This is a genomic window from Bacillus sp. FSL W8-1127, assembly GCF_038006725.1.
Taxonomy (GTDB): Bacteria; Bacillota; Bacilli; order Bacillales; family DSM-4216; genus Bacillus_O; species Bacillus_O smithii.
This window is the reverse complement of the sequence record NZ_JBBOVU010000001.1, coordinates 690,240-702,398: the sequence shown is the minus strand read 5'-3', so window position 1 is coordinate 702,398 and position 12,159 is coordinate 690,240. Positions and strand designations below refer to the sequence as shown.

Sequence of the window (12,159 nt, the reverse complement as noted above, 5' to 3'; positions counted from 1 at the left end):
AAGGAAAGATGCGAATGGAGAATGTGGAATACCAAAAGTTATCCAAAAAATCTATTTTGATTAACGGCATTTTTATTACATTAGGCGCCATTTTAATGGCAGTGGGATTGGAAATCTTTTTAGTTCCTAATCACATCATCGACGGCGGCATTACAGGCATTTCCATTATTTTGTCCCACCTATTAGATGTAAAACTGGGTATTTTCCTGTTTGTTCTCAATATTCCTTTTTTTATCATCGGGTACAAACAATTAGGAAAAAGGTTTACGATTTCCATATTATACGGGATTATCGTTCTATCCGTTTTTACTTCGCTGCTTACTCCTGTTGCCGGTATTACTGACGATATCCTTTTAGCAGCCGTTTTTGGGGGAATTACGATCGGAGTAGGGGTCGGTCTTGTCATCCGGTTCGGGGGCGCCCTCGATGGAACAGAAATATTAGCGATTTTAATCAGCAGCAAATCGGCATTATCTGTCGGACAAATTGTCTTGTTCTTTAATATTTTTATCCTTGGAAGCGCCGGATTTGTTTTCGGCTGGGATCATGCCATGTATTCCCTTATCGCTTACTTTATCGCATTCAAAATGATCGATATCGTGGTAGAAGGATTGGAGCAATCACGTTCTGTCTGGATCATCAGTGATCGTGATACCGAAATTGGAGAAGCGCTCTTAACCAATTTAGGACGAGGCGTCACCTACTTGAACGGGGAAGGCGGATATAAAGGAACGGGCAAAAAAGTCATCTTTTGCGTCATCAACCGCTTGGAAGAGGCGCAATTAAAATCAATCGTCGACCGAATTGATCCGAACGCCTTTCTCGCCATCGGTGAAGTGGCGGAAGTAAAAGGTGGACAATTTAAAAAAAGAGGGGTCCACTAACATTGATCGGGATGCCCAATCAAGGCAAGAAGCGGAGTCCACGCAAAAACTCCGCTTTTTTTCTGCGTATACTCCGTTTAATGGCTTTTTCTCAAAGCCTGTTCAGGGAAGACGTTACATGGATTTTACTTCCAGTTGAAGAGCCGGACCGAAAAATTCATAACGGACGTTTTCCGCAGAAATCCCGATATCCGCTAAATGCTGAATAACGGACTGCATAAATGGAATCGGACCGCATACGTAACAGATACTGTTTTTCGGAAGCACTCTTTGCAAAAACTCTTTGTCGATATGTCCAAGGTGATCGCATACAGTGCTTTCATTTTCTTTCGATGAATAAGCGATATAAGATTTCCCGTTCTTGAGTCGGCTTATATGACGATCGACTTCGTCTGAAAAAGCTCGGGCCTTTTCGTTGCGTGCAGCATGAATAAATACGACTTCCCGACTGCTGTTTCCTTCTGCCAAAGTTTCCAGCATGCTCATCATTGGAGTAATTCCAACTCCGCCGCTAATCAATGCGACCGGATTGGTTTCTTCTTGATTCAACACAAAATCCCCCGCAGGAACACTAACCTCGATTGTATCGCCTTCTTTTGCCTGTTCATGCAAATAAACGGATACTTTTCCATACGGCTCATGATCCGCTTCTTTTTTCACGGAAATGCGGAAATAGTCATGAAACGGCCCGCACGATAAGCTGTATTGACGGTTCGACAAATATTGGTCTCCCGGTATTCTCAATCGAACGGTAATATATTGCCCCGGTAAATAGGAAGGAACCGGAACGCCGTCTTTCGGTTTTAAATAAAAAGAAGTGATCAGGGAACTTTCAGGCACCTTTTTTATAATTTCAAATTCTTTGAAATCTCTAAAACCGCCTTTTTGATTTTCTGCTTCTTCATAAAGTTCCTTCTCTACTTTTATAAAGACATTCGCAATTTCTTGATATGCCTCTTCCCAGGCAGACAAAATTTCATCGGTTGCAGCGTCCCCCAGCACTTCCTTTATCGCTGCCAACAAGTTTTCGCCTACAATCGGATATTGCTCCGGTTTGATCCCCAAGCTGCGGTGTTTATGAGCAATCAGCTTCACGGCCGGAAGTATCGCTTCCAATTCGTCAATATGCTTGGCAGCGGCAAGTACCGCATTCGCCAGCGCGGTTTGCTGCCGGCCTTTCTGTTGATTCGCATGATTGAAAATATTGAGCAGCTCCGGATGGTTGGAAAACATTCTTTTGTAAAAATGAGAAGTAATCTCTGTTCCTCTTTTTTCCAAAATCGGGACAGTGGATTTCACAATGTCAATTGTTTCTTGAGATAACATATTTTTCATCTCCTGAAAAGAAGTATTTTATTTGCATCTTTAAAATAGAGGAAATTAGTGCTGAAAGCAATATCAAAAATACATCTTTAATAGAACGTTCACATTTAGTGTTTTTTATTCAAATGGGGTATAATATAGTGATACTAAGAGTTGCCTTGAAATAGGGAATTTAGAAATGAAAATGTTTAGGTGATGTCATTGAGACTTACTTCTTATACAGATTACGCATTAAGAGTTCTGATATTTTTAGCAGCCAAAGGCAATGATGAACTGTCCAGCATTCGAGAAATTTCCGAAGTATATGGAATTTCCAAAAATCATTTAATGAAAATCATTTACGGACTTGGGAAAATGGGGATTATCAAAACGATCCGCGGACGAAATGGCGGAATACGGCTTGCAAAGGAACCAAAGGATATTAATATCGGAGCCGTTGTGAGACAAACAGAAGAAGATTTTCGTATTGTTGAATGTTTTGATTCCGACCATAATGTTTGTGTGATATCCCCTGTCTGTACTTTGCGGCACATATTGCACGAAGCCCTGGCCGCCTATCTTCACGTTTTAGATCAGTATACACTGGCCGATTTGGTCGCTGACCCTAAAAGCTATCGAATACACTTTATGAAACAGAGCGAAACGTAATTACGTTTCGCTCTGTTTTTCCAAAAACTCTTTCAGTACAACTGCATGATTGCGAACCGGTTCTTTTGCAGCGTATAATAATGTGACAGTATTATTTTCACCCATTTTCACGAGTTTTAAAATCGAGTTTTGCCGATCTTCGCTTTGAAGTTCATTCCAATACATTTCTTTAAAATCCAAAAATTTGCTTCGATGTTGATGAAACCATTTCCGCAATTCATGGCTTGGTGCTACTTCCTTCATCCATTCATCGATTTGTGCTTTCTCCTTTGATAACCCCCGCGGCCACAGCCGGTCAATCAATATTCTTTTCCCATCTTGTTTTGAAGCCGCTTCGTAAACACGTTTCAATTGAAACAAAAATATTCCCCCTTTCCATTGGCATTATGGCACAGTTTCTTCTCAACCGAAAGCGAGAAACGAGGGTTGCTTTGATTCAACTGAAAGTCTTGATACAATAAAGAGGACACTTTAGCAAAGAAGGGGATTAGATGGAACTATTTCAAACAAAATTAGAAAAATATGCAGAATTGGCAGTAAAGGTTGGCGTCAATATTCAAAAAGGACAAACACTCGTCATTAATGCTGGTCTAGAAGCGGCTGACTTCGTACGGCTTATTACCAAAAAAGCTTATGAAGCCGGCGCCAAACATGTCTATGTCGATTGGCACGATGACGCCATCTCCCGAATGAAATATGAGCTGGCGCCAGATGAAGCGTTCGACGATTATCCGATTTGGCGGGCAAAAGAAAAAGAAGAACTGGCTGAACAAGGAGCGGCGTTTATTTCCGTACTTTCTTCCAATCCCGACCTTTTAAAAGGCGTGAATCCGGAACGAATCAGCCGCTATCAAAAGGCAGCTGGACAAGCGTTGACTAAGTTCCGCCAATACATTCAATCGGACAAAGTCAGTTGGACGATCATCGCTGCCGCTTCACAAGCATGGGCCAAAAAAGTTTTTCCAAACGAAGAAAAACCTGTGGAAAAATTATGGGAAGCCATTTTTGATGCAGTAAGAATTGGACAAGCGGATCCCATTGCGGCTTGGCAAAAACATGATAAGATTCTTCATGAAAAAGTTGAATATTTAAATCAAAAAAGGTTTCATAAGCTTCATTACAAAGCACCCGGCACCGATTTGACCATTGAGCTCCCTGAAAACCATATTTGGGTGGGAGCTGGAAGCATCAATGAAAACGGTGTGGCATTTATGGCCAATATGCCGACGGAAGAAGTATTTACCGCGCCCAAAAAAACGGGAGTCAATGGATATGTATCTAATACCAAGCCGTTGAGCTATGGAGGAAATATTATCGATGGCTTTACCATTACATTCAAAAACGGAAGAATTGTCGATGTGAAAGCGAAAGAAGGAGAAGAAATACTAAAGAAACTGGTAGAAACAGATGAAGGATCTCATTTTTTAGGAGAAGTAGCGCTTGTACCCCACCACTCACCTATCTCTGAATCGGGAATTCTTTTTTACAATACATTATTTGACGAAAATGCCTCCAATCACCTCGCGATCGGAAGCGCTTATGCTTTTTGCATCGAAGGCGGAAAGCAAATGTCGAAAGAGGAATTGGAAGAAAACGGACTGAATACAAGCATCACCCACGTGGACTTTATGATCGGATCAGAATCCATGGATATTGACGGCATCACCAAAGACGGAAAAACCGAACCGATTTTCCGCAATGGAAATTGGGCATTTTAAAAAAATTCCTTTATTGGAACGTTCCATTATTAAAAATAACTTTGATTCCATTCAATCTGAATCTAAGTGGAATGAACTTGCTCCACTTTAATAGGATTTAAAAGGCTCTGTTCGAATCCAAAATTTTCGTCCTTCCTAAACAAATCGGCGATCAGCCTTTCAGAAAGGCGCTTGATTAAAAGGAACCAAGAACAGAGCCTTTCTCTTTTTCCCCCTTCATCCTAAAAACTAAATTGATTCAACCGTTCATAATATTGTTTGAGAAAATCAAAAAAGAGTTTTTCCGTCGGCGGAAGATCTCGGCTTTTCGGGTAAATAACCCCGACCGTCCTGGTTATGATCGGATCGCTCACCGTGATGCTCACGGTTTCAGGGCTGGATTGCTCATCAAGCGTTGATTCCGGAAGAAGACTAATCCCAAGTCCCGCTTCCACTAAGCCTTTTATCGTATAGATATCTTCGCTTTCGAATGCGACATCAGGCTCAAATCCCACTTGCCGACAAGCATCCATCACCATTTTTCTCATATCGTAACCTGTTTGAAAAAGTACGAATGGCTCTTTTCTCAATTCATAAAGCCGAATTTCTTTTTTTTGGGCCAAAGGGTGATGAAACGGAAGTAGAGCTCTCATCCTTTCAGAAAAGAAAATATGGGTGTTTATTTTGGAATCCGTCGGAACCGGTGAAACAAACGCCAAATCAATTTCCCCGTTTTCCACCAGTCCTCGCAATTCCTTATTGGATCCTTGCCAAAATTTAAATCCAATCTCCGGATATTGTTTTCTAAATGCGGATATTACTCTCGGCAGCGTTTTAGCGGCCAATGAATTAGGAAAACCAATTCGGATCATTCCCTGTTTTGGATTTAAGTAGTCTTTGACTGCTTTAACCGATTTGTCGATCTCCTCCATTGCATTTTCAATATGTTCTAAAAAAATTTTGCCTATATGAGTTAACTTGACATTTCGACCATCTCTGGCAAACAAAACGACTCCGAGCTCATCTTCCAGCCGAGCGATCTGTCTGCTCACCGCCGACTGAGCAACATGAAGCTGATTGGCTGCCTCAGTCACATGTTCTTGCTTGGCCACTTCTATAAAATATTTAATTTGGCGCAGTTCCAATCTTCTTCTCCCCTTTTCTTTTTTTCATGATCTGTCGTAAAATTACCGTCTATCAAGCAAAAACTATATTAATATCAAAATTAGATTGTTTTATTCTTAATTATATATTGTTAGCATTAATAAAGAAATATACAATATAAGTACTGTTATCTGAAAAATAGAAACAATTCAAATTTACCTGCTTTTAACCGTCCGCAAAATTTTCACCTTCAAAGCTCAAAATCCGCGGGTGACGAAAAATCAAACTTTTTAAAAAAATCATCCGCAAAAGCCCACCGATGGAAATTTTTTAAGACCTGCTCAGTAAATCTTTTCACAAAATGGGGGTGCAGCCGATGAAACACTATGGCTATCCAAAAGAACAAGGTCTGTACAATCCGCAAAACGAACATGACGCTTGCGGAATCGGATTTATAGCAAATATAAAAGGAAAACCTGCTCATTCCATTGTAAAGCAGGGTATATACATGCTGTGCCAATTGGAACACCGCGGTGGCCACGTGAATGAAAAAACGGGAGATGGAGCGGGAATTATGCTTCAAATCTCGGATTCATTCTTTAGAAAAGAATGCGAAAAGCTTAATATTCATTTACCAGAAATGCATAAGTATGCAGTAGGAATGTTATTTATGCCACAAAACCAATCCGAACGGGAACGCGCTAAATCGCACATTGAACGGATTGTTGGCGAAGAAGGACAGTCGCTGCTCGGATGGCGTGAAGTTCCAACCGATTCTTCCGTCATTGGTGAAGGCGCTTTAAAAACGGAGCCTTTCATCATGCAATTGTTTATCGGGCAAAACGAAGAGATCCAATCGGAACGAGATTTTGAATTAAAATTATACATCATTCGAAAACGTATTGAACGAGCGATCGCAGAGGATCCGGCAATTAACGGCAGCTTTTATGTTCCGAGCCTGTCGACAAGAACGATCATATATAAAGGAATGCTTCTTCCGGAGCAGATCGATCAATACTATCTGGATCTTTCCGACGAAGCCTATACTTCTGCTTTCTCCCTTGTTCATTCTCGATTCAGCACCAACACATTCCCCAGCTGGGAGCGTGCTCATCCATACCGTTATTTAATTCATAATGGAGAAATCAATACCCTGAGAGGAAATGTGAACTGGATGCGTGCCCGCGAAAAGGCAAGTTACTCTAAAGTGTTCGGGGACAACTACGAAAAGATTTTGCCTATTATCGACGAAAGCGGAAGCGATTCCGCCATGTTGGACAATACACTTGAATTCTTGACATTATCGGGCCGTTCGCTTCCTCACGCTGCGATGATGCTGATTCCGGAACCATGGGATCATGATAGGCAAATGGAAGATCCAAAGCTTGCTTTCTATGAATACCACAGTTGCCTAATGGAGCCTTGGGATGGGCCTACTTCGATCTCCTTTACGGACGGTCGAAAAATCGGAACCATTTTGGACCGCAATGGACTGCGTCCTGCCCGCTATTATATAACGGAAGACGATTTAATCATCTATTCTTCTGAAACAGGAGTCGTACCTGTCGAAGAGGAAAAAATCATTTCCAAACAAAGCTTAGACGCGGGGAAAATGCTTTTGATTGATCTTGAAGAAGGCCGCATCATTTCCGACGAAGAGATCAAAGCAAAAATTGCTTCTGAAAAACCTTACCGCAAATGGCTCGACGAAAATCTTGTCCACCTATCCGATCTAAATGATTTCGAACCGGTGGAAACGCGTTTAGAATCCGAAAAAATTGTAAAATGGCAAAAAGCCTTTGGCTACACGTATGAGGAACTGACGAAAAATCTTAAATCAATGGCGACGGAAAAAAAGGACCCGATCGGATCCATGGGATATGATGCCCCGCTCGCCGTTTTGTCGGAACGTCCTCAGCTTCTCTACAATTATTTTAAACAACTGTTTGCACAAGTGACGAACCCTCCGATTGATGCCATTCGGGAAGATATTGTGACTTCAACTATGACGCTCCTTGGCAGAGAAGGAAATCTTCTCGAGCCTTCCGAACAGAGCTGCCGGAGAATTCGGCTTGAATCACCTATTCTTTCTGAGAAAGATTTAGCTGCTTTAATCGGCAATCGGTTTAAAGAATTTCGTGCGAAAACTCTGTCTATTTTATTTGACGCTTCTTCCCCTCAAGCCCTTGAACCGGCTTTAGACAGGCTGTTCCAAGAAGCGGAAGAGGCAATTGAGGAAGGGTATTCGTTGTTAATTTTATCCGATCATGGAGTGAACGAAGATTTCGCTGCCATCCCTGCTTTGCTCGCAGTCAGCGGTCTTCATCATCACTTAGTGCGAAAAGGGCTTAGAACGAAAGTAAGCCTTATTGTGGAAACGGCTGAAGCCAGAGACACTCATCACTTTGCTTGTTTAATCGGATACGGAGCAGATGCAGTTCATCCATACCTTGCCATTTCGTCTATTGAAGACATGGTGGAAAAAGGCATTATTAAAGAAATAAACGCTGAACAAGCCATCAGCAACTATTTGCAAGCGAGCATCGACGGGGTTGTCAAAATCATGTCGAAAATGGGTATCTCCACTATTCAAAGCTATAGAGGCGCCCAGATTTTTGAAACGGTTGGCATCGGAAAAGAAGTAGTGGACCGCTATTTTACCGGTACCGCTTCCCCATTAAGCGGGATTACGCTTCATGTGATTGCCGAAGAAACCCTGCTCCGCCACCGCCAAGCATTTCATAAAAGTGAATTCCAGGATACTTCCCTTGATTCCGGCGGAGAATTTCAATGGAGAAGAACGGGAGAAGCTCATGCTTTTAATCCGAAAACCATTCATACTTTACAACAAGCAGCACGGCAAAATAGCTATGAACTATATAAAAAATACTCAAAAATGATTTCAGAAGAACAAACATTTTTCCTTAGGGGTCTTCTTGATTTCAACTTTGGCAAAAGACCCGCAGTTCCTTTAGACGAAGTGGAACCTGTCGAATCCATTCTCAAACGCTTTAAAAGCGGTGCCATGTCGTACGGTTCCATCAGTAAAGAAGCTCACGAAACGCTGGCGATTGCGATGAACCGCATTGGAGGTAAAAGCAACAGCGGCGAGGGCGGCGAAGACCCTTCTCGTTACACGCCGGATGAAAACGGAGATTTGCGCCGGAGTGCCATCAAACAAGTGGCATCTGGACGATTTGGCGTAACGAGTCATTATTTAGTGAACGCCGAAGAAATTCAAATCAAAATGGCACAAGGCGCTAAACCGGGTGAAGGAGGTCATTTGCCGGGAAAAAAAGTATACCCTTGGATTGGGGACGTTCGTGGTGCCACACCCGGAGTCGGACTTATTTCTCCTCCTCCTCACCATGATATTTATTCTATCGAAGATTTAGCCCAATTGATTTACGATTTAAAAAATGCAAATCCGAAAGCTCGCATCAACGTGAAATTAGTTTCCAAGAGCGGTGTAGGAACAATCGCAACCGGCGTGGCCAAGGGGCTTGCCGATGTCATTTTGATTAGCGGATATGAAGGCGGCACAGGCGCATCGCCGAAATCAAGCATTAAAAATGCCGGAATTCCTTGGGAAATCGGCCTTGCCGAAACACATCAAACCTTGCTGATGAACGGTCTCCGTGATCGCGTAACCCTTGAAACAGACGGCAAAATGATGACAGGCCGAGATGTCGTCATCGCTGCTCTTTTAGGCGCTGAAGAATACGGATTTGCCACTGCACCTCTTGTCGTGCTTGGGTGCATTATGATGCGGGTTTGCCATATGGATACTTGCCCTGTAGGAGTCGCAACCCAAAATCCAGAACTTCGGAAGCGATTTGCCGGTTCGCCTGATCATATCGTGAATTACATGCACTTTGTCGCCCAGGAAATCCGCGAAATTATGGCACAATTGGGATTCCGGACGATGGACGAAATGATTGGACAAAAACAATTCTTAAAAGTTCATGAACGGGCCAAACGTCATTGGAAAGCCAAATATCTAGATTTGTCACCGCTTCTGTATGTACCGGAAGAAGCAAAGCATCAATCCCAGCACAAAACGCAGAACCAAAATCATCAACTTGAAAAAACGCTTGATCTTCAAAAGTTGGTTCCCGCTGCTCAACCTGCAATCGAATGGAAAAAACCTGTAAAAGGAAGTTTTCCAATCCGCAATATCAATCGGGCTACCGGAACCATTTTGGGATCTTTGATTACCCAAAAATACGGAGCTGAAGGTCTTCCTGAAGATACGATCCAATTTACATTCAAAGGTTCGGCCGGACAAAGTTTCGGTGCTTTTGCTCCTAAAGGGTTGACATTAGCGGTAGACGGAGATGCCAACGATTACTTTGGAAAAGGCTTATCGGGAGGAAAACTGATTGTTCGCCCTGATTCATCTTCCAGCCTAGTTCCGGAAGAACAGACTATCGCAGGAAATGTTTGCCTGTATGGAGCGACCGGCGGTGAAGCTTATATCAACGGAAAAGCCGGAGCCCGTTTTGCCGTTCGAAATTCCGGAGTCGACGTAGTGGTCGAAGGTGTAGGAGACCATGGCTGTGAATATATGACCGGCGGCAATGTCGTCATACTCGGCGATGTTGGGAAAAACTTTGCAGCCGGAATGTCCGGCGGCGTCGTATATATCTATGAAAAAATGTCTGGATTGACGAAACGTCAATGCCGAGAATCATCTCTTCTGTTTGAATCGTTGTCAAAAGAAGATGAGGACTTAGTGAAATCTCTTATAAAAAAACACGTTGACTACACAAACAGCCCGTTGGCCAAACGAATTCTCGACAATTGGAGCAAAACATCCGGCCGCTTTATAAAAATAATTCCTAAAGAATATAAAGAAATGAAACAAAAAATCCAACATTTCCTTTTGGAAGGAAAGACGCAGTCTGAAGCTGAATACGCCGCTTTTCTTGAAAGTACTGTCGAAAAAAAGACCATATCTGACGATCAGCGAATGATAGAAGCCATCAATTAGTAGAGAAAGGGGTTAGAAGCATGGGAAAAGCAACAGGTTTTTTGGAATATAAAAGAAAAAAAGCACCGGAACGTGATCCAAAAGTTCGCATCAAGGACTGGAATGAGTATCAGCTCCCTTTCTCCGAGAACGAATTAAAGATTCAAGCCGCCCGCTGCATGGATTGCGGAACCCCCTTCTGTCATACGGGAATGGAATTAAGAGGGATGCCTTCCGGCTGCCCTCTTTATAACTTAATCCCCGAATGGAATGATTTGGTATATCAAAACCGTTGGCAGGAAGCATTAGAACGGCTTTTGAAAACAAACAACTTCCCTGAATTTACCGGACGCGTTTGTCCTGCACCTTGCGAAGGATCATGTACTGTCGCCCTTTCCGATGATCCGGTGGCAATCAAATCTATTGAAAAAGCGATCATTGACAAAGGATTCCAGGAAGGATGGATTAAGCCAAACCCTCCCAAAGTGCGTACGGGGAAAAAAGTGGCCGTAGTCGGATCAGGTCCTGCCGGTCTTGCGGCTGCCGATCAGCTGAATAAAGCTGGTCATACGGTTACCGTATTTGAAAAAGACGATCGTGTCGGAGGACTGCTGACATACGGGATTCCTTCGATGAAGCTTGAAAAATCTACCGTAGACAGACGCGTGAATTTACTGAAACAAGAAGGCATTACGTTTGTGACAAACACGGAAATCGGAAAAGATATCAGCGCCGAAGAACTAAAGGAATCGTTTGACGCAGTCCTTTTATGCGCCGGCTCTCAAAAACATCGCGACATATTAATAGAGGGCCGTGAATCAAAAGGCATTTATTTTGCCATGGATTATTTAACGAAAAGCATTAAAGGATTGTTGGACGGAACAGAAGTGATTTCTGCGGAAGGAAAAGATGTTATTGTCATCGGCGGCGGAGATACGGGAGCTGACTGTGTAGCAACGGCTTTGCGTCAAGGAGCCAAAAGCGTCGTCCAATTTGGAAAGCATGAAAAAATGCCTGATTCACGATTGGAACGCAATCCATGGCCGGAATATCCGAATACTTTTAAATTAGATTATGCCTATGAAGAAGCCGCTGCGATTTTCGGAGAAGACCCACGCGAATATTTAATTCAAACGAAAAAATTTGTGGCTGATGAAAATGGCCATGTGAAAGAATTGCATACGGTTCAAATGGAAAAAACCTATCATGAAGACGGAACCTATACAATGAAAGAAATTCCGGGAACGGAAAAAGTATGGCCGGCTCAACTAGTATTAATTGCCATTGGATTCACCGGAACTGAACCAAAACTTCTTGATGCCTTTCAAGTAGAAAAAACAAGCCGGAATACTGCGAAAGCAAAATACGGCCAATATACAACGAACGTGGAGGGCGTGTTCGCTGCCGGAGATATGCGCCGCGGGCAAAGTTTGGTCGTTTGGGCCATTCACGAAGGCCGTGAAGCAGCTCGAGAAATCGACCGTTATTTAATGGGAGAGACCTTTTTGCCATAACCTGAAATACGCACAAA

The 12,159-nt window shown here is 42.7% G+C and carries 8 protein-coding genes; 5 read left to right on the top strand and 3 right to left on the bottom strand.

Annotated elements, in window-relative coordinates; all coding sequences use genetic code 11:
* Positions 1-14: 14 nt before the first annotated feature.
* On the top strand, positions 15-884 hold the full coding sequence (locus NST12_RS03260) for a YitT family protein (RefSeq protein WP_048622715.1): 870 nt from the start codon (positions 15-17) through the stop codon (positions 882-884).
* Between the two features lie 114 nt (positions 885-998).
* Here the strand turns inward: NST12_RS03260 and hmpA are convergent, their stop codons facing one another.
* Positions 999-2,210, bottom strand: coding sequence for an NO-inducible flavohemoprotein (hmpA, locus tag NST12_RS03255; RefSeq protein ID WP_328202922.1), 1,212 nt, complete (start codon positions 2,208-2,210; stop codon positions 999-1,001).
* Between the two features lie 198 nt (positions 2,211-2,408).
* On the opposite strand from hmpA, the gene NST12_RS03250 reads away from it, so the two are divergent.
* A complete protein-coding gene (locus NST12_RS03250) occupies positions 2,409-2,855 on the top strand; it encodes an RrF2 family transcriptional regulator (protein WP_003354680.1) in 447 nt (148 codons plus the stop codon).
* Here the strand turns inward: NST12_RS03250 and NST12_RS03245 are convergent, their stop codons facing one another.
* Positions 2,856-3,215, bottom strand: coding sequence for a DUF488 domain-containing protein (locus tag NST12_RS03245; RefSeq protein ID WP_048622713.1), 360 nt, complete (start codon positions 3,213-3,215; stop codon positions 2,856-2,858).
* Positions 3,216-3,346: 131 nt separating this feature from the next.
* Between NST12_RS03245 and NST12_RS03240 the strand changes: the two genes are divergently transcribed.
* Positions 3,347-4,573, top strand: coding sequence for an aminopeptidase (locus NST12_RS03240; protein ID WP_341100217.1), 1,227 nt, complete (start codon positions 3,347-3,349; stop codon positions 4,571-4,573).
* A 221-nt stretch (positions 4,574-4,794) separates the two neighbouring features.
* Here NST12_RS03240 and NST12_RS03235 read toward each other — a convergent pair whose 3' ends face one another.
* Positions 4,795-5,697, bottom strand: a complete 903-nt coding sequence (locus NST12_RS03235) for a LysR family transcriptional regulator (RefSeq protein WP_048622711.1) — start codon at positions 5,695-5,697, stop codon at positions 4,795-4,797.
* A 335-nt stretch (positions 5,698-6,032) separates the two neighbouring features.
* Here NST12_RS03235 and gltB point away from each other — a divergent pair, with 335 nt between their 5' ends.
* Positions 6,033-10,649 (top strand): glutamate synthase large subunit, encoded by a 4,617-nt coding sequence (gltB, locus tag NST12_RS03230; RefSeq protein ID WP_048622710.1) that lies wholly within the window; start codon positions 6,033-6,035, stop codon positions 10,647-10,649.
* Between the two features lie 20 nt (positions 10,650-10,669).
* Entirely contained in the window at positions 10,670-12,142 is a 1,473-nt protein-coding gene (locus NST12_RS03225) for a glutamate synthase subunit beta (RefSeq protein WP_048622709.1), read from the top strand.
* Positions 12,143-12,159 lie beyond the last annotated feature (17 nt).

Coding starts and splice junctions, on each gene's coding strand:
- NST12_RS03260 (WP_048622715.1), top strand. CDS start 15: ATGGAGAATGTGGAATACCAAAAGTTATCCAAAAAATCTATTTTGATT.
- hmpA (WP_328202922.1), bottom strand. CDS start 2,210: ATGTTATCTCAAGAAACAATTGACATTGTGAAATCCACTGTCCCGATT.
- NST12_RS03240 (WP_341100217.1), top strand. CDS start 3,347: ATGGAACTATTTCAAACAAAATTAGAAAAATATGCAGAATTGGCAGTA.
- gltB (WP_048622710.1), top strand. CDS start 6,033: ATGAAACACTATGGCTATCCAAAAGAACAAGGTCTGTACAATCCGCAA.
- NST12_RS03225 (WP_048622709.1), top strand. CDS start 10,670: ATGGGAAAAGCAACAGGTTTTTTGGAATATAAAAGAAAAAAAGCACCG.